This is a genomic window from Ectobacillus sp. OTK, assembly GCF_059698935.1.
This window is the reverse complement of record NZ_AP048547.1, coordinates 3,867,607-3,894,357: the sequence shown is the minus strand read 5'-3', so window position 1 is coordinate 3,894,357 and position 26,751 is coordinate 3,867,607. Positions and strand designations below refer to the sequence as shown.

The 26,751-nt window shown below is 42.2% G+C and carries 26 protein-coding genes; 17 read left to right on the top strand and 9 right to left on the bottom strand.

Annotated features, from left to right (window positions below; translation table 11 throughout):
- Positions 1 to 90: 90 nt before the first annotated feature.
- Complete coding sequence (locus AC6HZ4_RS19270) at positions 91 to 2,766, bottom strand: ATP-binding protein (protein ID WP_497491318.1); 2,676 nt, start codon at positions 2,764 to 2,766, stop codon at positions 91 to 93.
- Positions 2,767 to 3,094: 328 nt separating this feature from the next.
- Between AC6HZ4_RS19270 and AC6HZ4_RS19265 the strand changes: the two genes are divergently transcribed.
- From AC6HZ4_RS19265 to AC6HZ4_RS19255, 3 genes are read left to right on the top strand one after another with little or no spacing between them, the layout of a single operon-like run.
- Entirely contained in the window at positions 3,095 to 4,552 is a 1,458-nt protein-coding gene (locus AC6HZ4_RS19265) for a circularly permuted type 2 ATP-grasp protein (protein WP_497495776.1), read from the top strand.
- Between the two features lie 34 nt (positions 4,553 to 4,586).
- Positions 4,587 to 5,561: an alpha-E domain-containing protein gene (locus AC6HZ4_RS19260; protein WP_497491317.1), complete on the top strand. Its 975-nt coding sequence runs from the start codon at positions 4,587 to 4,589 to the stop codon at positions 5,559 to 5,561.
- Positions 5,558 to 6,454: a transglutaminase family protein gene (locus AC6HZ4_RS19255; RefSeq protein WP_497491316.1), complete on the top strand. Its 897-nt coding sequence runs from the start codon at positions 5,558 to 5,560 to the stop codon at positions 6,452 to 6,454. The genes AC6HZ4_RS19260 and AC6HZ4_RS19255 overlap by 4 nt, the downstream gene beginning before the upstream one ends.
- Before the next feature lie 257 nt (positions 6,455 to 6,711).
- On the opposite strand, the gene AC6HZ4_RS19250 is transcribed toward AC6HZ4_RS19255, so the two are convergent.
- Together AC6HZ4_RS19250 and AC6HZ4_RS19245 are read right to left on the bottom strand one after the other, a co-directional pair.
- Positions 6,712 to 8,169 (bottom strand): ATP-binding protein, encoded by a 1,458-nt coding sequence (locus AC6HZ4_RS19250; protein ID WP_497491315.1) that lies wholly within the window; start codon positions 8,167 to 8,169, stop codon positions 6,712 to 6,714.
- Between the two features lie 698 nt (positions 8,170 to 8,867).
- A complete protein-coding gene (locus AC6HZ4_RS19245; RefSeq protein WP_497491314.1) occupies positions 8,868 to 9,662 on the bottom strand; it encodes a DUF2935 domain-containing protein in 795 nt (264 codons plus the stop codon).
- Between the two features lie 486 nt (positions 9,663 to 10,148).
- Between AC6HZ4_RS19245 and AC6HZ4_RS19240 the strand changes: the two genes are divergently transcribed.
- From AC6HZ4_RS19240 to AC6HZ4_RS19225, 4 genes are all read left to right on the top strand, one after another.
- Positions 10,149 to 10,355: a hypothetical protein gene (locus AC6HZ4_RS19240; protein ID WP_497491313.1), complete on the top strand. Its 207-nt coding sequence runs from the start codon at positions 10,149 to 10,151 to the stop codon at positions 10,353 to 10,355.
- A gap of 113 nt (positions 10,356 to 10,468) precedes the next feature.
- Positions 10,469 to 10,609, top strand: coding sequence for a hypothetical protein (locus tag AC6HZ4_RS19235; RefSeq protein ID WP_497491312.1), 141 nt, complete (start codon positions 10,469 to 10,471; stop codon positions 10,607 to 10,609).
- Entirely contained in the window at positions 10,596 to 10,883 is a 288-nt protein-coding gene (locus AC6HZ4_RS19230; protein WP_497491311.1) for a hypothetical protein, read from the top strand. Before AC6HZ4_RS19235 ends, AC6HZ4_RS19230 begins: the two co-directional genes overlap by 14 nt.
- 146 nt (positions 10,884 to 11,029) lie before the next feature.
- Entirely contained in the window at positions 11,030 to 11,296 is a 267-nt protein-coding gene (locus AC6HZ4_RS19225; RefSeq protein WP_497491310.1) for a hypothetical protein, read from the top strand.
- A 186-nt stretch (positions 11,297 to 11,482) separates the two neighbouring features.
- Here the strand turns inward: AC6HZ4_RS19225 and AC6HZ4_RS19220 are convergent, their stop codons facing one another.
- Positions 11,483 to 11,911 carry a DUF3997 domain-containing protein gene (locus tag AC6HZ4_RS19220; protein WP_497491309.1) on the bottom strand — a complete coding sequence of 143 codons (429 nt, stop codon included), beginning with the start codon at positions 11,909 to 11,911 and terminating at the stop codon, positions 11,483 to 11,485.
- A gap of 151 nt (positions 11,912 to 12,062) precedes the next feature.
- Between AC6HZ4_RS19220 and AC6HZ4_RS19215 the strand changes: the two genes are divergently transcribed.
- From AC6HZ4_RS19215 to AC6HZ4_RS19205, 3 genes are all read left to right on the top strand, one after another.
- Positions 12,063 to 12,518 (top strand): RDD family protein, encoded by a 456-nt coding sequence (locus AC6HZ4_RS19215; protein WP_497491308.1) that lies wholly within the window; start codon positions 12,063 to 12,065, stop codon positions 12,516 to 12,518.
- Positions 12,519 to 13,292: 774 nt separating this feature from the next.
- On the top strand, positions 13,293 to 13,775 hold the full coding sequence (locus AC6HZ4_RS19210) for an SDR family NAD(P)-dependent oxidoreductase (protein ID WP_497495775.1): 483 nt from the start codon (positions 13,293 to 13,295) through the stop codon (positions 13,773 to 13,775).
- Positions 13,776 to 13,975: 200 nt separating this feature from the next.
- Positions 13,976 to 14,200 carry a hypothetical protein gene (locus AC6HZ4_RS19205; RefSeq protein ID WP_497491307.1) on the top strand — a complete coding sequence of 75 codons (225 nt, stop codon included), beginning with the start codon at positions 13,976 to 13,978 and terminating at the stop codon, positions 14,198 to 14,200.
- Between the two features lie 177 nt (positions 14,201 to 14,377).
- Here AC6HZ4_RS19205 and AC6HZ4_RS19200 read toward each other — a convergent pair whose 3' ends face one another.
- Positions 14,378 to 15,535, bottom strand: a complete 1,158-nt coding sequence (locus AC6HZ4_RS19200) for an aminotransferase A (RefSeq protein ID WP_497491306.1) — start codon at positions 15,533 to 15,535, stop codon at positions 14,378 to 14,380.
- Positions 15,536 to 15,786: 251 nt separating this feature from the next.
- On the opposite strand from AC6HZ4_RS19200, the gene AC6HZ4_RS19195 reads away from it, so the two are divergent.
- Complete coding sequence (locus AC6HZ4_RS19195; RefSeq protein ID WP_497491305.1) at positions 15,787 to 16,761, top strand: HD domain-containing protein; 975 nt, start codon at positions 15,787 to 15,789, stop codon at positions 16,759 to 16,761.
- Between the two features lie 331 nt (positions 16,762 to 17,092).
- Entirely contained in the window at positions 17,093 to 18,376 is a 1,284-nt protein-coding gene (locus AC6HZ4_RS19190; protein WP_497491304.1) for an ATP-binding protein, read from the top strand.
- A 46-nt stretch (positions 18,377 to 18,422) separates the two neighbouring features.
- Here AC6HZ4_RS19190 and AC6HZ4_RS19185 read toward each other — a convergent pair whose 3' ends face one another.
- Positions 18,423 to 19,214 (bottom strand): DUF3967 domain-containing protein, encoded by a 792-nt coding sequence (locus AC6HZ4_RS19185; RefSeq protein WP_497495774.1) that lies wholly within the window; start codon positions 19,212 to 19,214, stop codon positions 18,423 to 18,425.
- Positions 19,215 to 19,754: 540 nt separating this feature from the next.
- Here AC6HZ4_RS19185 and AC6HZ4_RS19180 point away from each other — a divergent pair.
- From AC6HZ4_RS19180 to AC6HZ4_RS19170, 3 genes are all read left to right on the top strand, one after another.
- Entirely contained in the window at positions 19,755 to 20,471 is a 717-nt protein-coding gene (locus tag AC6HZ4_RS19180; RefSeq protein ID WP_497491303.1) for a hypothetical protein, read from the top strand.
- A gap of 195 nt (positions 20,472 to 20,666) precedes the next feature.
- Positions 20,667 to 21,488, top strand: coding sequence for a polysaccharide deacetylase family protein (locus AC6HZ4_RS19175; protein WP_497491302.1), 822 nt, complete (start codon positions 20,667 to 20,669; stop codon positions 21,486 to 21,488).
- A 13-nt stretch (positions 21,489 to 21,501) separates the two neighbouring features.
- Positions 21,502 to 22,158 (top strand): YkyA family protein, encoded by a 657-nt coding sequence (locus tag AC6HZ4_RS19170; RefSeq protein WP_497491301.1) that lies wholly within the window; start codon positions 21,502 to 21,504, stop codon positions 22,156 to 22,158.
- Positions 22,159 to 22,215: 57 nt separating this feature from the next.
- Here AC6HZ4_RS19170 and AC6HZ4_RS19165 read toward each other — a convergent pair whose 3' ends face one another.
- The 3 genes from AC6HZ4_RS19165 to AC6HZ4_RS19155 all read right to left on the bottom strand — a co-directional run bounded on the left by AC6HZ4_RS19165 (position 22,216) and on the right by AC6HZ4_RS19155 (position 24,311).
- Entirely contained in the window at positions 22,216 to 22,674 is a 459-nt protein-coding gene (locus AC6HZ4_RS19165; protein ID WP_497491300.1) for a YkyB family protein, read from the bottom strand.
- A gap of 337 nt (positions 22,675 to 23,011) precedes the next feature.
- Positions 23,012 to 23,350, bottom strand: a complete 339-nt coding sequence (locus AC6HZ4_RS19160; protein WP_497495853.1) for a hypothetical protein — start codon at positions 23,348 to 23,350, stop codon at positions 23,012 to 23,014.
- A gap of 103 nt (positions 23,351 to 23,453) precedes the next feature.
- On the bottom strand, positions 23,454 to 24,311 hold the full coding sequence (locus AC6HZ4_RS19155; protein WP_497491298.1) for a metallophosphoesterase: 858 nt from the start codon (positions 24,309 to 24,311) through the stop codon (positions 23,454 to 23,456).
- A 170-nt stretch (positions 24,312 to 24,481) separates the two neighbouring features.
- Here AC6HZ4_RS19155 and fadH point away from each other — a divergent pair, with 170 nt between their 5' ends.
- The gene (fadH, locus tag AC6HZ4_RS19150) at positions 24,482 to 25,246 is read left to right on the top strand and encodes a 2,4-dienoyl-CoA reductase (RefSeq protein ID WP_497491297.1); all 765 of its coding nucleotides are present in this window, start codon (positions 24,482 to 24,484) and stop codon (positions 25,244 to 25,246) included.
- Between the two features lie 304 nt (positions 25,247 to 25,550).
- Positions 25,551 to 26,720, top strand: coding sequence for a pyridoxal-phosphate-dependent aminotransferase family protein (locus AC6HZ4_RS19145; protein WP_497491296.1), 1,170 nt, complete (start codon positions 25,551 to 25,553; stop codon positions 26,718 to 26,720).
- Positions 26,721 to 26,751: the final 31 nt, after the last annotated feature.

The window sequence follows — 26,751 nt, the reverse complement described above, 5'->3', positions numbered from 1 at the left end:
TTCAAGCTTTTCTAAATCATCTGTACTGCCTGTCGCGTGTGGAATATAAGCATCAAATGGTTTGCTCTCTAGAATTGTCTGTCCCTCCTACTAATACAACCAAACTCTCATTACAGAAAAAAGCTGTTCTAGCTGTATAGGCTTGCTAATATAATCAGATGCACCGGCGGCAATGCATTTCTCTCTGTCCTGCTTCATTGCCTTTGCGGTTAGTGCGATAATCGGAATGTTTTGAAATTTCGGGATTTTTCGTATCGCATGCATAGCTTCGTATCCATTCATTTCAGGGAGCATAATATCCATTAAAACAATGTCGATATCAGGTTGATTTTGCAGCAGTTCAATCCCGTCTTTTCCGTTGTCGGCAAACAGCACCTGCATCCTTTGCTGCTCAAGAGCTGTCGTCAGCGCAAAGATGTTACGCATATCATCGTCAATAATCAGCACCTTTTTATCCTGCAAAAGAGGATTTTCCTCAGTGTATAGGGACTCGATTTCTATTGCAGGAGCAGCCTCCTGCTCAGCGTTCCTTGTGCTTGCAGCTTCAGAAATGGGCAAATACAGTGTAAAGGTACTTCCTTTCCCTTTCTCGCTTTCTAGCCCAATTGATCCTCCTAACAGGTGTGCGATATCTCGGCTGATAGATAACCCAAGACCGGTTCCGCCGTACTTTCTGTTTGTGGCCCCGTCTGCTTGTTTAAATGCTTGGAAAATAAACTCCTGTTCTTCTTTCTTAATGCCGATGCCTGTATCGCTGACGGAGAAGGCGAGTGCGGCCTGCTGATCAGGAAGTGTATCTGTTTTCGTTTGGTAAATATGAAGCGCTACTTTTCCTTTTTCAGTAAATTTAAAAGCATTTGACAGTAGATTTTTTAAAACCTGCCGCAGTCGTTGTTCATCTGTATATATTGTATCTGTAAGATCTGGTTCTAAGTGAACGGTAAAGGAAAGTCCTTTTTCGGCTGCCAGCTGAGCGAATTGCCGTTCTGTAAAGGCGCATATGCGCTGCAAGCTTACCTCGTCTATCGTTATATCAAGCTTTCCGGACTCTACCTTTGCTAAATCAAGAACGTCATTAATTAAATGCAGCAATTCATTGCCGGAGGAATAAATCGTCTGTATAAACTCCAGCTGTTTTTCTGTTAAATTGCCTTCCGCATTTTCTGCAAGAAGATGTGCCAAAATGAGCAAGCTATTAAGCGGTGTACGCAGCTCGTGAGACATATTGGCTAAAAATTCTGACTTGTAGGTAGAACTAAGCGCGAGCTGGCGGGCCTTTTCCTCCAGCTCTAGCTGTGCGTTCGTTAACATTTTCGTTTTTTCTTCGGACTCCCGATATTGCTCCCCGAGCTCCTCGTTTATGCTTTTGAGCTCCTCCTGCTGCATTTGCAGCTCCTCAGACTGGCTCTGCAGCTCTGCTGTTAATGCTTGTGATTCTTTTAACAGTTCTTCGATCTTCATACGTCCCATGACGCTGTGGATCGTAATGCCCACATGATTCACGACCTGCTTCAGAAGCGCCTGCTGAATCGGGGTGAACGGATGGAAGGAAGCGAGTTCAATCACGGCTGTTACTTGCCCTTCAAATTCGACAGGTATAATCATAATATAAGAAGGTGTCGCTGCACCGATGGCGGATTGGATTTGTATGTAAGAATCGGGAGGGTTCGTAAGCGTAATGCTCCGGTTTTCAAGTGCCGCTTGTCCAATTAGACCTTCTCCAAACGAGAAGCTATCCCGGCCTACTTCACTGCTGTCGTAGGCATACGCAGCAAATTTGTGCAGACGCTGCTGAGAGCCCGCTCCTTGTTTAATATAAAAAGCTCCGTAGTTCGCACCGATCATCGGTGCGATTTTTGTAAGGAACATATTTGTCAATGTTTTTAAATCATGAACACCTTGGTACATTGTAGCGATTTCTGCAGCGTTTGTTTCCAGCCAGTTTTGCTCCTGCAGCGTTTGTTTAAACTCCAGCTCCTGCTTTCGATGCTCCTCAAGCGTATAGCATAATGCATTGAAGGCTTCAGCAATCTTGCTTGTTTCGTCCTTGGAACGAACATGGATGCGAGGCAGGTTTACATTAGAGGCCGAGTAGGAAGCGAAGCCTGCGATCACCTTTGTAATTTTATGAAGATTTCCAGTAATATTTCTCGAAATAAACAATCCAATTCCAACAGCTAAGATAAAAATCAGAACATTTAGAAGTGTGTTCGTCAGAATGACTCGTTCTACAAGTTCGGTATTTGCTTCCTTGCCTTCGCTTAACATTTCCCGCTGCCGTTCAGCGATAACGTTTGCTACCGGCTCAAGCTGCTTGCCGATTGGAAATACCTCGTCTTTAAAGTACTGCAGTGCTTCCTCCTGATTGTGATTGTCTTCATACCGCTCCAACAACTCTTTGTATTTCTTTTCAAACTCCTGATTTAAAACGGTTAATTGTTGTAAAGCTTCCTTATTGCCTTGCTGTGTCAAAAGCCCTCTAGTATTACCGATAAGCTCCTGCAGGGTTTCATTTGCTGTTTGTAGTTCAACTAAAAAGTTTGTATCCTGGGTGAGCAAATAACCGCGAAGTGCATTCGTTTGCTTGAGTGCTAAAGATCGTATTTCTGCTGTATTTGCTAGAATTGTCACTCTTCTGTCAATTAGATCTGAATAAGAGTTGTTTACCTGTTTGATATAGTAGTAGGAAATTGCGCTCGTTCCCCCGAGCAAAAAGGCTATAGATAAATATCCAATCAGAAGCTTTTTTCCAATTGTCCATTTCATTCAGTTTAGCACCTGCCTTTCTCTAGTCTTCTCATTACTCTGCCGTTGTCATGTATATACATTATACAGGATTATAAGACGTTTTTTGACCTTTTGTTATATTTATTTACATTAATTGTTACTTAAAATAACACTATTTAAGTGCAACCACAAATCAATTAGATTTTTTGTCACAAAATTGTCACAAATTCCGCGCTGAATTCGACAGGCTGTTAAATTCATCTTATTGTATAGTTGTTTATGTTAATAAATTCCTGTTATGAATGTTTACATGTATCCAGGGGGAAATATGAAGAAGTTGCGGAGGAAGATCCTTATGCCGATGTTGATGAAAAAACAAGATAAACCATTATTTTATAAATATGGGACATCTTTTTTTTATGATGAAATGTTTGACTGTCAGGGAGATGTAAGAGCCCCTTATAGCATGCTGCATCAGAAATTTCTAAAGATGGGAACGGATGAAATAAAGAAGCGTAACGCCCGTATGCATTCTGAAATGGTAAAGCAGGGGATTACGTTCACACTGTACAGCAGCAATGTGGAAGAAGCCTCTCTAGAGCGGACCATTCCATTTGATATGATTCCGAGAATTCTTTCTGCCGAGGAATGGGAAGTGGTGGAGAGAGGGATGAAGCAGCGTGTTCGGGCGTTAAATATGTTTATCCGCGATATTTATCATGAACAAAACATATTAAAGGATGGAATTGTGCCAAGAAAAATGGTTGTAACGAATACATATTTTCGCCCGGAAATGGTTGGGATCCATATACCAAATGATGTTTATATTTCGATATCAGGAATTGATTTGATCCGTGATGAAAATGGTGAATTTTACGTTTTAGAGGATAACTTAAGAAGTCCCTCAGGATTATCCTACGTATATAAAAACCGTTCTTTGATGATGCACTTGCTTCCCGAGTTGTTTTTTGAATATCATGCCCGCGACATTGATGAAGGGTTAAACAATCTATTAACGAGTTTACGAAGCCTTGCTCCCGGTAACAAGCCAAATCCTTTTGTTGTGCTTCTAACACCAGGTGTACATAATGCTGCCTATTATGATCATACATTTCTTGCCCAGGAAATGGGGATTGAGCTTGTTGAAGGGCGAGATTTAGTTGTTATCGATCAGAAGGTATATATGAAAGGCATTGGAGGACTTCGCCAGGTGGATGTGATTTATCGAAGAATTGATGATGAGTTTCTTGATCCGCTCGCGTTTCGTCCAGATTCTGTACTCGGCGTAGCAGGGCTCCTCAACGCGTACCGGGCAGGGAATGTTGCGATTGCGAATGCGCCGGGAACAGGGGTAGCGGATGATAAGGCCATTTATATGTATGTTCCTGACATGATTCGCTATTACCTGCAGGAAGAACCTATTTTAAAAAATGTCCCGACCTACGATTTGTCGCAAACGGAGGAAAGGGAGTATGTTCTAGCTCATTTATCCAAGATGGTGGTAAAGGAACGGGCGCTTTCAGGAGGGTACGGAATGCTTATTGGACCTTCCGCTACGAAGCAGGAGCTGCAGCTATTTGCTGAAAAAATTGTACAAACGCCGCATCAGTATATTGCGCAGCCGACGATTCAATTGTCGTGTGTTCCATCTATTGTTAATGGACATGCTGTCTCCCGTCATGTGGATTTGCGGGCATTTGTATTTATGGGAAGTGAAACACATGTAATTCCCGGCGGACTCACAAGGGTGGCGCTAAAGGAAGGATCTCTTATTGTCAATTCCTCGCAGGGCGGCGGTACGAAGGATACATGGGTTTTATCATAAGTTCAAAATTCGGTAAAAATGGGGTGGATAAGCAATGATGAACCGCACTGCGGAGGCTTTATTTTGGATTGGGCGCTATATGGAACGGGTTGAAAATCATACAAGATTAATGGACGTGAATTATCATATGCGCCATGAGTTGAAGGGAAATGATAGAGATGAACCCGAGTATATGTGGGAAAGGCTAGTGTCGGCGATTGGAGATATTTCGTTATTTAAGCAGCGTTATCATGCTGTTACAGAGACATCTGTACTTCATTTTTTAATGTTTGACCAATCGCATAATAATTCTATTTTTTCTTGCATTCGTCAAGCGCGGCAGAATCTTCGTTCTCTTCGGCAGCTGCTTCCCGGGGAGCTATGGGAAATTGCTAATGCATTTTACCTCTGGATAGGTGAACAGAATATGGAAAAGGTTATGCTGCGTTCGCCGCATGCGTTTTATCAGCGTGTACGGGAATGGGTGGCTTTGTTTAACGGGGCCGCGGATTCCATGATGGTTCGGGAGCGCGAGTGGCATTTCATTCAGTCCGGAAAACATTTAGAAAGAACAGAAAATACGCTGCGGGTGTTACAGTCTGTGTATACAACCTTAAAGCGTGAAGGTTCTTCCCTTACAGCCAGCGGCACTTATAACCGCATGATTATTTTGTTGAAGTCTGTTAGCGGATACGAGGCGTTCCGAAAATTTTATGCAGATGAAGTGATATGTTCAAAGGTTACAAGGTTCATGATGCTAAATACAGGATTTCCGCGTTCTGTCATGTTTGCTTTAACATCCTTCGGGGCGTCGCTAACAGCCATTCAGGATCAGGATTGTCAATTTGAATCATTGCTGAATGAATCAAAAGCCATTACGGAAGAGTTAAGAGAAACGCTTGCTCGTTGCAATAACGGACTCTCTCAATCTGATATTTTAGACGGAATCGGCCGCATGCTGCTATTATGCGACCAGCTAGGGTATGCAATTTCAAAAACTTTTTTTCAGGAGGAGTTTGTTGAAGCGTGAGACTACAAGTTTCCCATCTTACTAAATATGTATATCGAGAACCAGTAATAGACAGTGTTAACGAAGTTCGCCTAACGCCAAAAACGGGGGGCTCTCAAGCATGCTATGACCATTCTATTTCCATTTCGCCATCTGTTTCGCTATTTCCATACACAGATTACTTTGGAAATACAGTTCATTATTTTTCTGTTCCGTTTCCGCATGAAGAGCTTATCATTGAATCGCGCTCTATTGTACAGACGAGCGAGGGGAGTATAGAGCAAACGAGCCGTGTGCCCTACAGTGCGGAATGTGAGATTTTACAGAGTGAAGCGTTTCAAAATCAATATGCCGAGTATTTAATGGAGACGGCGTATACGAAGGCCGCGAAGGAACTAGAGGACTTCGCACGAGGGATAGCTTCTGGCGAGAAGATAGAAAGTATATATCAGCTTCTAGAGCACATTTCGCACGCTATTTATACAACCTTTACTTATGATACAAATGCAACAAATGTACATACGACTGTCGAGGAGACGTTGCAGTTAAAAAGGGGTGTGTGTCAAGATTATGCCCATCTTATGATTGCGACGTGCAGGTTGTTTAATATACCGTGCAGATATGTGAGCGGCTATCATTATATAGGAGAGTTTGGAAGCGAAGAAACGAATGTTCAGCATTTCTCCCATGCCTGGGTAGAAGCCTATGTTCCGTTAGTCGGTTGGATTGGTTTGGATCCTACGAACAATGAGAAAACGAACTGGCGTTATATTAAAATTGGGCATGGCCGTAATTATGGAGATGTTGTACCTGTAAAGGGGATGTACCGCGGTACATCCTGTCAGCATCTGGAGGTCACGGTTGAGTTGAAGAGGGTACAGGAAGAACATTCGAGTGACGTAGAGGTAAAATAAGACTGGAAGATGAAACCTCCCATTGATTTTCTGTATCAGAAAGTCAATGGGAGGTTTTTTTGGAAAAAAGATAGGTCGGTTTCTTTGTTTAGATGCAGCTATCGTTTTTTATGTATTATACACTGTTCCTCAGTGTATAAGAGAAAAACGGAGGACTCTTTCGAAAACTAGCTAAAAACTCAAGGGGGAAAGTACTAGGGAATGTTTTACCAATTGTGTTTTATGAATAGATTGTTTGACTGCGCGATGCGGTGATGCTATGGATTGGGAAATGTAATCGTAAAGGCTGTACCCTCGCCTAGTCTGCTTTCACAGGAGATGCTTCCCCCATGGTTTTTAATGACGCGATACGTTACCATCAGTCCGAGGCCATTTCCTTTCTTTTTCGTTGTGTAAAACGGCTCTCCAAGGTGGTCAAGCTTCTCGGCAGGAATGCCGTCTCCTTGATCGCGAACAGTGACAATGATATTGTTGTCTGATTCCAGGCAGGAAACAAATACAGAGCCGCCTCGCTTTTCTTGCATAGATTCTATTGCATTTTTTAAGAGATTGAAGAAAGCCTTTTTCAGCTGGTGTTTGTCGCCGCAGGAAAGTAGGGGATTGCCTGCATAATGCGTTTGGACAGTTACCCGTCCCTTGAAGGCTTCCGAATCGAGAAGTAGTACAACCTCGTCAAGTAAGGCGTGAAGATTCACGTTTGTAATCTGCTGTGGCTGCGGTTTAGCGAGCATCATGAGTTCACCGGCTGTTTGGTTAATATGGTCAATCTCTGATTCAATGAGCTTGATGAATTTTGGTGTAAGAAAGGACTCATCCTGCAGCATAAGGGAAATAAACCCTTTGATTACGGTAAGCGGATTGCGTATTTCATGACCAATTCCTGCTGCCAGTTCTCCAAGCAAGGCCAATTTTTCCGCTTGCATTAGAGCTTCTTCTGTTTCTTTCTTCTCCTTAATATCGATGGAGGAGCCGATTAATGCCACTGTTTCTCCATTTTCCACAATCGGGCTTAGCGATGTGAGCCAATACAGCCTATTTAAGTAATGTACCTCAAATACAATTTTCTCTTGTGATTCCCAACAGCGCTGGTAATGCTCGTATAGAAATGCAGCGTGATCAGGAAGAAACAAATCCTTAATGCATGTTCCGGCCATGTCGTTAGGTGTGTAGCCGAGTTCGTATATAAGCTGTCCATCACAAAGGGCGAAATAAAAATCATCAGCATGCTTTTGAATTTTAAACATGAGTCCTTGCTGATTTCGCATCATATCTGTTAGTTCTTTATGCATGAGCCGAAGTGCTTCCTCATGTTCTCTTCTTTGGCTAATATCCCTCGAGATGCCCAGAATATAACGGCAATTTCCTGTAGCTTCTTGAAAAATAGGAATAATCGTTGTGTCGTATGTTCTTTTCTTGTTCCTGATGGTTAGCTGCTCTTCGTAGCTGAGCTTTTGTTTGCTTGAGATTGCTTTTCGATAGTTTGTATCAATGGCATGTGCTTCATCCGATTGAAAGACATCTTTTATTTGCTTGTCTTTTACCTGTGCAAGCTGTATACCTGTAGTTCTTACATAAGCGGGGTTTACGTGATTGAATCTGAAGGTGAGTAAATCGTCAACATCAATCAGGAATATCATGTCTTCTAAATGGTCGAAAATCATACATAGATGCTGCAAATCTAGATTTTTATTTGTCTGTAAAGCGGACAAATCCAACGGTACTACACCTCCATTTACAGCGGGAAATATGAATCCCAATATGGTTTAGCGGTATTTTCGGAAATGCGTTTCATGTGTTTTGCATCGTTTTTTCTCGCAAATTATCAGCCTACGTATTTAATATATCCTGTTTTGCTTGAAAATTCCATAAAATCCTAGTTTTTAGCTTAAAAAAAGAGAAAGATATAAAGCTTTGCATAAGAATAAATCGGCCTTTTGGTATTATTTTATCTTAAAATCACGATAAAAATATAAATATGTCAGTTGCGAGGCCGTTCACTTGTATAATGAAGAGGGGACGTTCATCAGGTGAAAGAAGAACAGGGGGACTTCTTTACTGAAGAGCCTTCGGGGTTTTTATCCATAAAAACTAATAAAATATACCTGTTCATTTATGTTCACAATTGGCCAAACAAAAGACCTCTTATGGCAGACCGCTGCTGTTACCACTTTTTTGTAAGAGAAAGTGTTCAATACAAAATAGACCTCTGCCTTTACTTGCTTGCTAAGCAAAGATAAAAGGCTTGCCTTAAAAGTTTTGAATGGTCTTATATATGTAAATTTTAGTGGTTTTTTATTTTAATGTATTGATAATTGAATGTTATATAAAAAGAGTAACCCCTTCCCATATGGGCGATTTGGAGGGGGTAAGCATAGGATTATCTGGGTTCCTTTATAGGATTTGCATGCTGGCTCTAATACTTTTGATGTGTGAGTGATGATTCAAACATGTCAATGATATGAAGAAACCTTTCTGCTTCACGGAAAACGTGATCTGCAAGAAGGGGATGAATATTACTTTTTATTTTACAGGATTCAATTAGCTCCCTTGCAGTTTTTTTAAAGTTACGCAATGAAACAACTGAAACACGGTTTTGATCAAGGAATTGATCCAAAATAGGGACAGTTTCAGACTGGGGACGCATAGACTCCAAATCAACTGCTTGAAAAAGAAGTTGATCAAAATCGTGGCTAAACTCTTGGGCTTGCTCTACTAATTTTCTTTCGGAAGGATCGAGAAGGTGGCCGATAAATTTAGCATGGTCCGCCATAATTTTGAGGAAAAAGACATTCTCTTTTATAATAGCTTCAGGTAAGGGATCTAATGTACCTTCGTTTAATTGTTTTAAGCGGTTAGCAAAATAAGCTGCTTCCCGGCTGGTATGATCAACTAACAACGCATAGTTATTAGAGCGAATTTCACATCGTAAAATCAATCCAAGCACTTTTCTTTTATAAGCCCAAATGGCAGCTGCGGCTTGATAAACCTGGTCGTTAAAAGTCCTAATTTGTTGGGGGTCTGAGCTAACAGAAAATTGAGTAAGTTGCTGCTCAATTCTTTCAAACAATCCGATAAATTCCTGTGCCTCTTGAATAAGTTGTTTATCATCATAATTAAATCCCAGGCTTAAAAATAAAGCATGCTCTTTCATGATTCGAGACCAGAAGCGGATTTCATCTAATGATCTTGAAACAAATACATCAGCCATTGATATCCCCCTTTATAATAAATTCCGCCCATTCATTATATGCACGAGTTATAAGGCTTAGAAGAGTCTGCTCCCGCAGGCCGATTGTTGGATGCACAAACTCTGAATAATGCAGCAAAAGATTGAGATGCCGGTTTATTTCACTCAAGTCAAGGGGAGGGCATCTCTTTTTAATTGGTTGCTAATAAAAGATACTGCTGTTGATAATGCATCTTCGGAAAGTGTTTGGAAAATCAAAAGCATCCGTAACGGCGGGAATGCGAGCAGATAGAGGGATGTTCGTTCCTTTTAATCCATGTGAATAGCTCCTCCATCCCAACGTTCATGCTCATGAAGTACTCCCCTTAGCAGCAAACAAGAAGAGGTTGAAAAATGTAATTTTTATACATATAGAAATAAATTGAAACCGATATATAAGTATAATACAATGAAGACGTATAGTAGGAGTTTGTTTATCGTGTAAGCAGCTGAGGGGAGATTACAACTATGAAGTATGAAATATTCCTTATAACTGGGGAATGGGTTGCATCTTTTGAGAGCAACTGGCATTTTAAAGAGTACGAGCATCTGTTTTTTAATGATGGAAACGAAAAGCGGAATTTCATTATTACGCGTGTGACACACGATATTTATGAGGGGATAGGGCATACAATCCGCTTATACTGTCAGGAGAAAAAGGTATACGGAGCGTAACTTTATCTGGAAGTGATTGTAAGATTCACTGCTTCAGTAGAAGGAAAGCTGGAAAAGCTCTCAGTTTCGAGAGCTTTTTTGATTGCTTAAAGCAATAATAGGTGCGAAGCACGGTGAGGAAGAGTCCCTTTCCTGAGCCTGGCTGCAACATCATACGGCTTTCTGCATATGATGGTACAGGCAGTTTGAAAGGGGTGGCGCTGCGTGAGGTTTACCGCAGCGGTCTTTGGGATGGCTGGAATGATGAGCATTAATGTATTCTGGCTGCTTGTATCAGAAATAAGCACATCCTCGTTCGCTCCGTTTGTTTCGTGGCTGTATATCGCTCAACTCTTTGTATTCGGAATACTCAGCGCATACCGATTTGGTACAAAGGTATGGTATGTGCATATTGGTATTTTGCTTATCTCATGTACTTGGGCACAAAGCTTGTTATACTCAGGTATACTTATGGACAGTCTGTTACGTACGTGCTGCGCTTTATTTGGAAGTATTGTATATGGTGTGCTGTTTCGAAGAGAGATGTGATTGATAGGGAGGCAAGCCCGCGGCGCGGTTTGGCGGGCTAAATCTATAACGAAATGTTTTGTGAAGCCGGACACAGATGTCTGGTTTTTTTTGGATTTATAAGCGGGGGCTAAAGGGCTGCATAATAGAAGAAAGGAGGGAATGCATTGTCAATTGGAATTGCAGCTATTATCATTGTTTGTACTGCTTGCTTACTCAGCTGTCTTTTATACAAGGTGTTTCCGAATGATGTTATCCCTTATATTCCTTGTGTAGTCTATGCGCTCGGTGGAGCGTATTTTCTGGCGCTTGGCGGAGCCGTGCGCGGCGAGATGCAATCGCAGATAAAGGCTTGGGCAATTGTTATGATTGTCGCGGCATTTGCAAGCTTTGGTGTATGTACATGGCTTCAAGCAAAATATTCTTCATCATAAAGAAAAGCGGACACAGCCGATTTGCTCCCGCAGTAAAACAGGCCGCGTACAGAACACGCAGTTTGGCGGAGAGGATTCACTGAAGTTTTCCGTGTGTTCCTCACCACAAAAGGCGCTTTTTGCCTTGGGTGGTGAGGCATACATATCTTTTTTATTATAAAAAAGCATAATTAAATGTAAGAAAAATTATCCCTTTTGGGTAAGTTCTTCAACCTTTTGCAATTGAAGCGCGCTTGAAATACGAAATTCTCTTTTTTGTGCTTCAAATTGCTTTTTTGTATATGGACCGAATCTTTTATTATATTGCAAGTCAATAATCCAGTAGTTTGCGCTCTGCTGATTGGGAATTTGCGCGCCAGGATTATTGGGGTCAGCCTGTAATTCCAACTGCTTCGCCAGTATGTAGCTGTCGTTCCAAGCCACCTCCGTGACAACGGGAGGGATGAGCTGCGAAGCGTTGAAAGCATCCATTTTCGGAATGATTTGAGTTGTGTTTGCGGAGGACTGCAAGACTTCGTAATCAGCACCGATATCATATTGTGTATAGCGGGACGACAAGACGCAGCCTGACAGAAGGAAACAAGTCAGGAAAAGGAGAAATGTGTTTTTCATCATCGCATATTGACCCCCTCAAACGATAGATTTATATATATTTTAACCAAAAATAGGCATTCCAGTCACGTACCATACTTTGTCTGAAGTTGTCACAACAAGTCGAGCGTGGTAAGATGGGAGCGAAAATGCATAAGGAAAGGAGGATTTTACAATGAAACTTCATGTGCATCAGCCTGCCTTTGTTATGAACAGAGTCGGAGCGTTTTTGATAGATATGTTTATCGTTTCTCTTGTATACGGTATTGCGGCTGCGGTAATCAGCGGTGATTATAGAGCTGCCTTCGATCGTTTTCAAGTAAGCCTTGGTGATGCCCGCTATGATATGCTGCTCGCTCTTATTATTATGACGGCTTACTTTGTTTTGCTTCCCTTATTTTGGAATGGACGGACAATTGGGAGCCGCTTTACGCGCATACAACTGTTAAAAGAAAGCGGAGAAGCAGCTGGAGCAGGGACGCTGCTTTGGCGCTTTGGTATCTTGGTGTTATCGAATGTGCTGCTGCTTGGTATTCCAGCTATTGTAAATATATATATGATGCTTCTTCGAAAAGATAACAGAGGCTATCATGACTTAGCTGCTCGTACGAAGGTCATTAGTAATGTATAGGCTGAGAATAGGAACATTCCGATTGAATCAGTGATCATGGGAGCGGTGGATTTGTTGATAAAAATATTTAAATTGTAAAAGAATAAAGGTTTTTTCGTTCAATAATTTGTAATTTTTTTTACAACTTTTAACTATTTTGTCGGACGAAATTTTACAATTTATGATGAAAAAAAGAAAAAAATGTTATATTTATTTGCGTGTAAATCGTTAAAACCCTTATATATAAGGGTTTTAACGGATTTTACTTTTCAGAAAATTTTTTAAGTTCTAACTATATTTCTGCAAAAATCGACATAAGTTTTTGTTATAATCGTTTTTGTATAGGACTGGCATCTCCTATATAAGTACCCTCCATTAACAGGCACGCAGACATGTAGCGTGTCTCCTTTTTTGATACACACTACATATTTCCTCTCAGTATTGTTATGGCAGCTTGGTATGCGGCAGAATAAGCCGAGGATAACCTTAGCATGAGAACAGAAAAATCAGTACGAAGAAAGAGATAAAAACATCGAGCTGCCTCACAAAGAAAGAGGACAACATGTACGTGAGTTATATTATTTGCGCAGGGAAATCTGCATTTGTAAAACGATCTTTAAGCAGAGAGTATGCATGAAGCAGACGTGTAAAGCAGTAGGATAGCAGGATTCCACTTCGTCTTTGACCTAAGGGTCTCGCACTGCAATCTCAGGAATCGATTCCTCATTGTTGCGGTTGCTGTAGAAAACGGAGTATACTGTAGGACGGGAAGTTTATCAGAAGGGGTAGAGGATGATGAAGCTAGCAGGGAAGGTTATCGTTGTGACAGGCGGAGGTATTGGCATCGGGCGTAAAACAGCACTTTTATTAGCGCAGCAAGGTGCAAACATCGTGATTACCGATATTGATGTCGATAACGGTATGGCGACGGTACAGGAGATTTTGGCCCAAAACGGCAAAGCAATTTTCGTTTCCCATAATGTGAATGAAACGGAGGATTGGAAACGGGTAGTAGAAGAGGCGATGAAGGCATACGGAACAATTGATATGCTATTTAACAACGCAGGCTTATACCGTATCCGTTCTATTACTGACGTTGCAAAGGACCGATGGGAAGATGCAATGGCAATCTATTTGAAAGGGCTGTTTCTAGAAATCAAACATCTTACATCTTCAGTTAACAAGCAGCAGGAGGAAAGTACGGTAAATGATTTGCCGCTTGCAGGCTTAATGAAAGGGAGACAGCAGTTTTTCGGAACGGCTGAACCTGCTGTATAAATATAATACGAACAGTGTTACTAATCCATCATTTATTTTCTAACGGAAGTTTATGAAAAGTCGCCTAAGGCGGCTTTTTTTCTTAACCTTAATTCCCTTCCCAAGTACAAGTAAAGCCTATTTTAGAAATGGTGAGCACCGAAATTTTTTTTGATAATAGTATAGAAGTATAATCATCCTTATCAAAGGAGGTGTTTTGCATGGATAACACATTAAAGTCTTTCTTCGCAGCATTTGTCGGTTGGCTATGGATAGTTACAGCCGGGCAGATGGACGCTTCTTTGACATCTTTCTTTCATTTCTTTTCCTTTACTGCAATTGATGGCTTTATCAACTTTCTAACATATGCGATGACTTTTATCGGCTGGCTGGCGGTTGTTTTCTTTGGCTGGTTTGCAATGAGCAGCGCGTGGAAGTCGAAATAAGTTCATTTTCTGAATAAATGTAAGCGATTACAAATAAGAGAGAGAAGAATTTAGCTCTCTCTTATTTTTTTGATAAAAAATTAAGAGAGGGCCCCCTTCTCTATGCAAGGGCAAACAGCACCTTGCATGGAGAGGAACCTTCCCTTTCGGAAGTAAAACGGGCTGACTGCGCTTTTCTTAGATCTCAGCTTGTAAAAAGCGCTCGATTCGATCGCAGCCTTCCTTTAAGGTTTCCAGACTGTATGCATAGGATAAACGAAGATAGCCTTCTCCATACTCAGAAAACGCTGTACCCGGTACGACCGCAACTCCAGCTTCTTTGACAAGGCGCATAGCGAAATCAAAGGAGCCGCTCCCAAACTGCTTGATTGAAGGAAAAATATAAAAGGCACCAGTTGGCTGTTCAACTGATAAACCCATGCTCGTTAAGCGATGGTATACATAGTCTCTTCTTCTTTTGTATTGATGACGCATCATGCGAGGCGCATCCTTGGCTGCTGTTAAAGCTTCTATCGCTGCGTATTGAGAGATAGAGGAGGCGCATGTTACATTATACTGATGAACCTTTAAGATTTCCTTGGCGATGTAAGAAGGAGCGAATAAAAACCCAATACGCCAGCCTGTCATAGAATGTGATTTGGAAAGACCGTTAATAACAATTGTTTTATCACGCATAGATGGAAATTGAGCAATTGAGCGATGGGATCCTTCATAAACAAGCTCGCTGTAAATTTCATCAGAGATTACGAAAATGTCTTTAGTCTCTAAGACACTAACAATTTCCTGAAGCTCTTCCTTGCTGAGCGTAACTCCTGTTGGGTTAGATGGATATGGCAAAACAACGCAGCGTGTATTTTCTGTAATAGCTTGCTCGAGCGCTTCGGCTGTTAAGCGAAAGCCGCTTTCCCGTACATCAACAAATACAGGCTTTGCACCCATTAAACGAATAATCGGCTCATAGCCTGGATAGATAGGCGCCGGCAGGATGACCTCGGCTCCTTCATCTAAAATCGTCCGAAACGCAATATCAATCGCTTCGCTCGCACCTGTTGTAACAATTACTTCGCTTGTCGCATTGTAATCGAGCCCGTATCGCTCTTTGACAAAAGCGGCAGCAGCCTGTCTCAGCTCAGGAATGCCTGCGTTATGCGTATAGCTTGTAATATTTTCTGTAATAGCACGCTTGCCGGCCTCCTTCACGAAGGAAGGTGTCGGAAAATCAGGCTGACCAATCGTAAGGGAAATCAAATTGTCGTATTCTTGAATCAGATTAAAAAATTGGCGAATGCCTGAAATTTGGATGTTTTTTACACGTGGATTTAATAGATGTTCCATAAAGTCTTCCTTTCTTCCGTTGCAAAATTTTAATTTATTTTATCATATCTGTGAGTTTGATTGCGAAGTTTTTATTATAGGTAGAAAACAAGCTGAAAGAAATGAAAACGCTTCATATGATCCTTCGGGTATCTATTGTAAAAAAAGATGTAAAATTCCCTAACGTTTCTGTAAAACAATGAATATAATACCAAACCTATCATAGTATGATGATAATCTCTAGTGAAAAGAATGTGGGACGGTGATTAGAGGTGCAGCAAACCTTTTGCCAAGAAACGGTATACGATCCGCTTTATAGACATGAAATTCAAGCCTTTCCTCACGAACTGGAGCTATTTCAATCAAAAACGCTCCGAAGGTTAAAATTCTTAAGCCATTATGGTACCGCTTCTCTTTACTCGCCTATTATGCATTCACGGCTCGATCATACAATCGGTGTTTGGTCCGTGATTGCCCGTTTCTTCCCAAATGATAAAGAGCTTCGTCTTGCCGCTTTGCTTCATGATATCGGACACTTACCGTTTTCTCACGCTGTTGAAAAAACACTTGGTTTTAATCATCACGCGAATACGGAAAAGCTAATCCGTGAAGGAGAAGCAGCTCGTATTCTGAAAAAACACGGGTATGCTGGTGAACATATCATTACTTTATTAAATGAAGATACACCATTGACAAGCAAAACAAGCCTGCTTGGAGCAGACCATTTCGACAGCTTCCTGCGGGATGCATATCTCGTTGGCGGGATTGCTAGGAAACCGTGGGAGTTAATTCAAAATATCCGATTTTCCGGGAATTTTGTAGAAACAGATGTAGAGACAGGACTGCATATTATGGAAGCGATGGTTGTTGATCATAATGCATTTCTCAGTCCGCTTGCGATCGCCATTGATGCTTTATTGTCAAAGGCAGTTGCAGCTTATGCGAAGCATCAGGAGGTTAAATTGTCATTTATTGAGCCGCTCACGAATTATGAGCTTATTTACCACCTGCAAACGTGTGAATGTCCGGAAGTGAAGGAACTGATGAATGTGGTGCTGTGGGAGCCTCATCGTATCTGTATACATGAAACAGCAGCAAAGGAACGGATGCAGGTAGATGTAAAAAAGGTGTATGATAAGGAAGTTCTCGTAGATGGGAACCCAATTAGCACTTTAAGTGAGGAAGCGCAGGAGCAGCTAAGAAAAGTGAAGAGCCTGCAAAAAACATACTACGTTTCCTATCAATGAAGAAAAGCGGGCATGGCTTGTAGTAAGATAATCCGCTCACAAAACGCGCTTTTGCCTTTTGCAGGGAGGGTTATGTTACGGAAGGGAGCAGGCGGCGTCCGCTAGATCGTATTCAAAATGTTATGCTTTTTAATCTTCTAACGAAGGGCCGTGATGCTGCACGGCCCTTTTCTTTTTAGCACGTGTCCGATTGCTCGTAATCTTTCACCTAAACATGGAGCAAAGCTAGTGTATGCTGCCGTATAAAATTACCGGAAAAACATAAATTTTTACAGAATGATTGGTTGTAAATGTTATAATTAGTAGAAAAAGGTAACGGGGGATGGGGGATTTGGAGCAGATTGGGGATCTTCTTATTCAACTCGCAATTGTAATCTTGCCTGTGTTTTTGTACGAAACACTTCGTTTGAGTCGTTATCACGTGTCCGTTCCGAAGCGGAATTGGAAAACAACGTCCCTTCTATCGGGAGGCATTGTGGTTTTGTCTATGATGTATCCAATTCATCTTGGAGAACATTATTATTTTGATTTTCATGCAATTCCTATTATAGGCACATATTTATACGGAGGAGGATATGGGCTGTTTCCAGCGATTTGTTCCGTCGTCTTTTACTGGTTTTGGTACGGAGGCGATAAGATTTGGATCCAATTCCTTGATATGGCGTTTCTATCCGTTATTCCTTTTTGGCTGTCGCGTAAGTGGAATACCTTCGCGAATCATAAAAAAACCATTATCTCCTTTTTATTTGCATCATTGTATGCGCTTCTTTACTTGGTTGGGAGCATCATCTCCGTTTTTCTGCAGGATTCTTTTACGCCGGCTATTTCTCAAGCGCATGCATATTTTACAGTTGCCTCGCTTGCACTGGCTGTAGCGATGGCATTTCAAGTCTACTTGGCAGAATATTTATACGACAACGCACTGCTGCGGGTCGAGATGCAAAAGTCTGAGAAACTAATGATTGTAAGCGAGCTAGCGGCGAGTGTGGCTCACGAGGTAAGAAATCCGCTCACAGTTGTAAGGGGCTTTATTCAATTATTTCAAAGAGCGGAGGAGATAAAAAACAAAGAGTATCTGGAACTTGTGTTGACTGAGCTTGATCGGGCAGAGCATATTATTTCAGATTATTTAAATTTGGCGCGTCCGCAAATGGAGAAAAAGGAACAATTTTGCTTATCGAATTTGCTCGATGAAATGTCGACCATTATGTCTTCCTTTGCGGCTATGCAGGGGGTGTATTTGCAAACGGAGATTCAGAAGGATATCTATATGGTTGGCGATCATGCAAAGCTAAAGCAAGCGATTATGAATATCGTGAAAAACGGGGTTGAAGCAATGGATGGCCAGAAAGGGTATTTGAAGGTAAGGGCGTATCAAAAGGGGGATGAAGCGATTGTGACTGTTAAGGACAGCGGTGCCGGAATGGATAAGGAACAGCTTGCAAGGCTTGGGCAGCCATACTATTCTTTGAAAGAAAAGGGGACTGGTTTAGGGCTTATGGTAACATTTAGTATTATTCAGGCGCATCAAGGAAGAATTGCCTATAAAAGCGAGAAGGGGAAGGGGACAGAAGCAAGCATTACTTTGCCGGTTCGTCCGCTAGGCATTTCCTAATGAAAAAAGTTACCGAGGGTACCGGTAACTTTTTTCATTAGCATCATTATGCTCGCTCCGGCTTCGCACGGAAGATGTTTTTAATTGTTCTTACCCAGGTGCTTTCTTGGGATGCGGCAATCATTCGCTTCGTTTCCTGCATTTCCCGAATGAGGCTCATCAATTGTTCGTCACGGCTTGACTCCTGCTTATACACATGGTTGATAAGCTTATTCATTTTTTCATCCTGCTTTGATTCTTTTTTGTACATTTGGCTAAGTACATTATCTATTTTTTCGTCCTGCCTTGATTCGGTTTGCTTGACGTGGCCGATTAGGTCATATAGCATATTTTCTTGTTTTGATTCTTTCACGTACACTTGCTGCATTAGTTCATCCAGCTTCTCATCTTTTTGGCGGTTTTGTGAGATAAGCGTTGAATTTTGATGGATAATTGCTTCGTTTAATTGTGCAAGTGTATCGAGCTTATTCATAAACTCTTCGAACTTCTTATTTTGCTCGCGAATGGTCGTATTGACATCGTCGTATATGGCAACAGCTGCTTTGGCTGATGATACAGGCTGTTTGGGCTCAGCGGGCTGTAACGATACGGGCAGGGCATCTTCTGGCATGTTTTGTAATATTGCCGCAACTGCTTCCGCAGCATCTTCATCGAGTTCAGATACTCGTTTATGAATGTCCTTCAATAAGCGGATATCTGCCATTGTAAACATGCGTGAATTTCCCGTTTTCTCAATTATGTAGCCATGCTGTTCAAGCAAATTGCTATATTTTCGCACTATATTGCCGGGAATCCCCGTTTTATTAGCGATATCCTTTGTCTTATAGCATCCTGTCATGACCCAATCTCCTTTCAAATGGTTCGTACTTACAAATTCCATATGTTCCGCGGCTCCTCCTTTGAAAAAGAATGTCGGATGATTGGAAGTTTTCTACAAGTTCCGTTGAAATTAGTAAAAAGCTGCAGAGGGTGATAGGGATAAATGTTATATTTTGGAGGAAAAAGAAGGGGAAAGGGGAAGATAGATGGCAGATCAACTTTCTTAATTTTAAAATATGCTCTCCTGGTTTTTGTAAACAAGACAATGGAAAGAAAAGGCTGTTGTAAAGTGGTTCATAAAGATAGGGCATCATAAGAAGCAATTGACGTTGATAAAAAAAGTAATACCAGTGCTCATAATGTCTCTTAACAAATGGTTTCTTTAGGAAAAACCTGTCTAAAATGTAAAAGCAGAGAATGGTTTTCATCATTCCTTGTCGAATATGGAACAAGGAGTGATGAATTTGTGTTTCGTTTCATTGTAGTACGTTTTCCTTATGGAGTAAAATGAAGCAGTAATCATATATATAATAATGAAGAAGAGAGTGAGGTGAGGGACATGTCAAAATGTCAGGACGGACTGGATATGTCAGTGTATACGGTATATGAACCGGAAGAAATACAAATGCGAGTTGCTTTATCTGCTGCGTCTAGCTTAACGGATATTGAATGTGCCATGCATCTTCCAGAGGGAGCGGTTTTGCGCTCTTCGTCCATTCCGCCTGCTAAGGTGGAGAAGGAGACTGTGACATGGATGAACCCGAATGTTTCTCTATGGGATGTAGCTGTGGCACCTTCATCAGAAACGATAAAATTTACAGCAACAGGGCGGATTGGCAGCGAGAAGGTTCTAGTAGAGCGTGTCGTACAAGGGGGAGAAAAACTTGTCCTGGCTCAGCTTGCTGTTCGCAATCATTCCGAAAATGCCTCCAGTTATCGCCCCGGTGATGTGCTGGAAATAGAAATTCGTCTCCGTAATTGCGGGACGGTGGATGTAGTACAGTTGTTTGGAAGCCACATGATTCGTGATTATTTGTCATATATATCTGATACGCTGCAGGCTGATAAAGGAGAGGCTGCTGTAGTCTTTCGGCTCGTGCGTTGGCGTATCTCCCTGTTGCAGCCTGGAGAAGAGGCTGTATTGACATTTCAAACGAGGGCGCAGGAAGGAAATCCGCATGCTCATATTGCTCTTGGTGCAACATACACGTTCCAAGCGCGTGGTACGATGTATGGTCCATACCAAGCAAAGGGAATAGTGCTTCTAAAACAGTAAAAGGGACCGGTTTGGTTCCTTTTATTTACGTTTTTGGCAGCAGACTCTTCAAAATAAGACAAAATGAGAATATAATAAATAATAGAGAAGCGTACGTGTATTTACGTGGCTATTGGTTAGGGTAGAGATAGAAAGTGCTCTGCACTTTTCATTTTCTAAAATAACTAATAATCTGGTTGGAAAGGGATTGGTAGAATGACAGATTTTCGAATTCCGCGCTTACGAAAAAAGGTTAAGCGTATTCTTGTGGCGGCAGCTGGTGTGGCCATCGTTCTTATTGGTTTTTCCTTTGTTCGATCCTTTTCATCTCCAGTAAAGGCTGTATCTGAGCAAATGCGTGCCGTTCAGTTTGTCAGCGAGCTGCCGAAGCCGGCTGCTGCAAAAGAAGTACCGGAAAAATATAACGGTCAAGTACGGAGGATTGTATATCTCACATTTGATGACGGGCCAAACGAATATACAGAAGAGATTTTGAATATTCTGAAGTCGAATGGATTGCAGGCGACTTTTTTTATGATTGGAGCTCAAATTCCAAATTATAAGAACAGTGTCAACCGTCTTGTAAAGGAAGGGCATTATCCGGGTCTGCACAGCATGAGTCACGATTATAAAAAGCTGTACAATGACGGACAAATTGTAAATGAAATGAAGCAGGCGCAGAGTATTGTGAAGGATGTTACAGGAATAAACCCAACCTTGACTCGTTGTCCGTACGGAAGCATGCCAGGGCTTACAAGCGCGCTGCGCGATCAAATGGCGGCGGCTGGTTTAAAAGAATGGGACTGGACAGTTGATTCATTGGATTGGAAGCTGACACATAACCCAAATGGTATCGTGCAAAATGTACTCACGCAATCAAGCAGAAATCTGGAAGTTGTTCTTCTTCATGAAAAAAAGCAAACCGTGCAAGCATTGCCTGGGATCATTACAGGCCTCCGGAGTAAGGGATATGAATTTGAGGTGTACGACGAGACTGCACATTTTCCGTTGAATTTTTGGCATGACAGCCGATTGTAGAGGAGGATTCCGTTTGTATAAGAGGATAGCACTAAGCGCTGCTTTATCGCTCATCCTGCTGTCCGGCTGCTTTGGACCAAAGCCGGAAGAGGAGTTATATGCTGTATTTGAAGCTGCTGTGAAGCAGGAAGCAACGCTCTTCGAGGACGCAAAAGCATTAGAAGCGCTTGAACAGAAAAATGCACAGCTGTATGATAGTATTTTGCATGAAGGACAGGATGATAGCGACCAAGTGAAGGGGGCTGTGGAGCAAGCGATGCAAGGCCTCAAGGAGCGGGCAGGTATCTTGGAAAAAGAGCAAAAAGCGCTTGAGAAGGCACATAGTAAAATGAAGGAAGCCGATCAGTATATAAGTAAAATAGGCGATAAGAAGCTGAGTGAGCAGGCAACAAAGGTTGTATCCTTATATGAGGAACGCTTCACCGCTTTTGTACATATGCACGATGCTTATGGAAAGGCGCTTGCGTCGGAAGAAAAGCTTTATGGTATGCTGCAGACAAAGACAGAAAAATTAAAAGCAATTACCGACCAAGTAAAAGAAGTAAATGGGCTGTATACTGATATGCAAAAGCATAATGAAGCCTTTAATGAGCTAACGAGGCAATATAATCAAGAAAAAATTGCATTCTATAAGCAGGCAAAATTTCGCATTCAAGAGAAAACAAAATGACAATATGAAACAAACCGTCCTTATATAGGACGGTTTGTTTCATGCTCAAAGAGGTTTTTATTTTTGTGTATAAGCTCGCTTGTACCAAGGTTCAGGCTGGGAGAGCTTTTTTTCCTGTTCAAACGCCTCCGCACCAATGTATTGCTGCAATAGCTTTTTTGCAGTTGATAAGGACATCACTGTTTTTGGGTTACGGTACGATTGATTGAGTTCGCCGAGATGAGGGAGCTTTTGGAAGTCATCTTTTGTAGGCGGGATATGAAAAAAGTAGCTGCCGACGTGAACGAGCACATCAGATTGCTGTTGGCTGAGCTTTGGATTTCGAGAAAAATGCAATCCTTCTTTCAACGCTTTTCCTTCTTGAATAAGCTTTTCAAGTGCCCGTTTCTTCAGCCAGTATAAATACTTTGGATTCGTGGCGGCTTTGGCATGACGGTTTACGACAAAGACAGCTTGAGCTAATTGTTCGGCTGACAGAGCAGGTTGTTCATCCGTGCCCGGCTTAGAAGGTCTCATGTCCTTCACTCCTTTCATGTTAACATTATCATGTATTACCATTCTCTTGCAATATTCAATCCTTTTGTTACAAAAACATTTTGTGAACAATGTAAATATATCTAGATGCCTTGGACAAGAAATGCTGTATTTTTCTTTCTAAGGTGTATTTAGTAAAAAAATAAAGTAACAAGGATGACAGGGAAATACAAAAATTTTGGATAGAAAGTCAGCAGCTTTTTACTGGAAAAGCGATAGGCTGCAAGGGATTGCCCATGTATGTATGCGTTTTTGTGAAAAAAGCAGACCGTTTTGCTTGTGAAGAACAGCCTGCTTCATAGTTTGTTTGATTATAAACTTAGTAGAAAAAGCCGGGACCACCAAATCCGCCGCCAAAGCCCGAACCTCCAAAGCCCGGACCACCAAGTCCGCCGCCAAATCCGGGACCGCCAAATCCGCCGCCAGAGCCCGGACCTCCGTAGCCATAGCCGTAGCCATAACCAGGGCCATAGCCGTAACCGTAGCCATAACCGCCATAGCCGCCAAACCAAGGCCGCCAAAATGATAATGCAGCGCCGCCAAGCAGACCGCCGGCGATACCTGCTAAAAACGGAACGCCAAAAAACGGCAGCAAGCGTGTGTCTCCTGGATTTACGGGAACGGAACGAAACGGAACAGGCTGTAAGTGAGGATACATCTTTTAACCTCCTTTATTAGACTTATCATATACTATGGAACAGGGAGGATAAGGGAGCCAGTACGTGGGGAGAAACTTGTAGAAAATAGGCAGAGCACGGCTGTTAGCCGTGCTGCAGGGTAAAAACTGTAATTTCTGGTCGAGCGAAAAATCGGAACGGTATGCGTGTCATTCCGAGGCCTCGATTTACATATACCGTCAGATTAGAAACGGTGTAAAAGCCTTCTATGTACTGCTTTGCGAGAGGAGGCGTAATGACAGGTCCGACAATAGGCAGTTGTACTTGTCCGCCGTGGCTATGGCCTGAGAGCTGCAGGTTTACTGGGTACTGTGCAATGACAGGAGCAGCATCTGGCTCATGCACGAGAACGATCGTATATAATTCTTGACGTGCTAGCTGCAGTGTTTTTTCCAGCTTTGGACTTCCTAGCATCATATCATCAATACCTAAAATAGAAATTTCACTTCCATCAACAAGACGGATACGCTGTTCGTTATTTTGCAGTAGAGTAAAGCCAGACTCATTCATAATAGCCTTATACAGCTCGGTACCATATCCGCCGTGATCATGGTTGCCATAAATGCAATACTTGCCAAACGGCGCATGGATATGTTGCAGGATCGGTGCGATACGAGGGGTGAACGGACAGGAGCGTTGATCATCAATTAAATCTCCAGTAAAAAAAACAATATCTGCTTCTTCCTGATTGATTCGATCCACAACTTTAGAAAGCCGAGACAGCGAATAATAGTAGCCCAGATGCAAATCGCTGAACTGCACGATTTTCATGCCGTGAAAGCTTTCTGGTATGAGCGGAGAACGGATGCAATGGCGGGTAACAGAAAGCAAAGAAGGTTCTATGTGTCGTGCGTAATAATAGCCAATCCCTGATGTCAATAGCGTATACAGTGAGAAACGAAAGCTTTTTTTCAAAAAGGCTCTTCTAGTAATCTTTGTCATAGTCCCTACCTATCCATTGAAATCTATTTTATTATATCATTTTTTCCTCTCATGTATGACAGTAGGCAAAGAAAAGTTATTTTTTGGATTTTAAAAAAAAATAAGTATAATCCATAAAGTGGAAATGATAAAATGAATACATATTCATTTTGAGGGAGAGGGTGGAACGTATGAAGGGGAAGGTTGTTGTTGTAACAGGCGGATCGAGCGGGATGGGAAAAGCGATGGCTGCGCGCTTTGCTTGCGAGGGGGCATACGTTGTGATTACAGGCCGTACGCTAGAAGCGTTAGAGCAAGCGAAACGGGACATTGAGCAATTTGAAAACCAGGTACTCGTTGTGCAAATGGATGTGCGTGAACCAAAGCAAGCGCAGCAAATGGTGCAACTAGCGGATGCTGCCTTCGGGCGTATTGATTATCTAGTGAATAATGCCGCAGGAAATTTCATTTGTCCAGCGGAGGAACTGTCTGTAAACGGCTGGAATGCTGTCATTAATATTGTATTGAACGGAACCTTTTATTGCAGCAGTGCGGTAGGGAAATATTGGATTGAAAAAGGGATTGCTGGACGCATTATTAATATGATTGCAACGTATGCCTGGGATGCTGGTCCCGGTGTTATTCATTCTGCATCGGCAAAAGCAGGCGTGCTGGCTATGACTCGCACACTTGCAGTAGAGTGGGGAAGAAAATATGGGATCCGCGTAAACGCCATCGCGCCGGGGCCGATTGAACGTACAGGGGGAGCAGAACGTCTTTGGGTGTCAGAAGAGGCTGCAAAGCGCACGCTAGAAAGTGTACCTCTTGGACGTCTTGGAACGCCAGAGGAAATTGCCGGGCTTGCCTGTTACTTGCTTTCAGATGAGGCATCTTATATAAACGGAGCTGTTATGACAATGGATGGGGGCCAGCATCTGCATCAGTACCCATTTTAGTTAGATTCCATAAAGTGTTATGAGAGATATCGAATATCTAGACATTTTTATAGAGGCTTGTCCTGATTTTCATGGTAACGTCTCTTATCCTTTCAGACAGCTGAAGGGATTTTTTATGCGCTGTGCTTCCTATTAAGCAAGGTACAAATCCTTTAATGTTTTGAGTATAATCAAACCATTTGTTTAATTTGAAGGCTTTTTATTTTTTATCCTTCCAAATGTATGAAAAAATATTGTAGTCTCTTATCTTCTATTCATCTTATAATAGAAGATGACACTATCTTAATAAAAGGAGTGGAGGAGTATGATAGAGCAAAGACTGCCAGAACGAATTTTGATGGGGCCAGGTCCGAGTGATGCACATCCGCGCGTTCTTCGGTCGATGGCTGCCCCGCTGCTTGGGCATTTGGACCCTGAGTTTTTACATATGATGAACGAGATGAAGGATTTGCTGCGATACGTATTCCAAACAAATAATGAATTAACGCTTGCGATGAGTGGAACGGGAAGCGCTGGTATGGAAACGGTGTTTGTGAATCTAATAGAGCCGGGGGATCAGGTGATCATCGGGGTAAATGGTGTATTTGGTACGCGTATGGTAGATGTTGCGCAGCGTGCCGGTGCAGAAGTGATTGAAATAAAGGGCTCATGGGGCGGCATTATCGAGCCAGGTGATGTGAAGCGTGCACTGGAGGATTACGGGAACGTGAAGTTAGTCGCACTTGTTCATGCCGAAACGTCAACTGGAGTATTGCAGCCGCTTGAAGAAATTGCGAATATTGTACACGCATATGGTGCATTGCTTGTATGTGATATGGTGACCTCCCTTGGCGGTGTACCTGTACAGGTGGATCAGTATGGTATTGATGCTGCGTATAGCGGTACACAAAAATGTTTAAGCGCTCCTCCAGGTCTTTCTCCTGTAACCTTCAGCAAGCGGGCGGCGGATGTAATGGCTAAGCGCCAAACGAAGGTACAAAGCTGGTACTTAGATTTAAGCATGATTCAAAGCTACTGGGGAGCAGAACGGTTCTATCACCACACTGCGCCAATTTCAATGATCTATGCATTAAAGGAAGCGCTTCATCTTATTCAAGAGGAAGGGCTGGAGCAGGTAATCCGGCGCCATAGCTTATACGGATCCGCGTTGCAGGCAGGACTAGAGGCGATGGGTCTTGAGCTTCTTGTACAGAAGGAGCATCGTCTGCCGCAGCTTACGTCTGTAAAGGTGCCAATTGGCGTAGATGAAGCTTCGTTTCGTACACGCTTGTTACACAAATATGGGATTGAAATCGGCGGCGGTCTTGGTGAGTTGAAGGGGAAAATTTGGCGTATTGGTCTTATGGGCTATAACGCAAAGCAAATGAATGTTACACTATTATTATCTGCGTTTGAGGATATTTTGTCTGAATGCGGTCTGTCAGTGCCGAAAGGAGAGGCAATTCGGGCAATGCGTGAGCGGATGCAGCAGTAAAAAGAGATTGCAGCAAGAGGTGTCATACGAA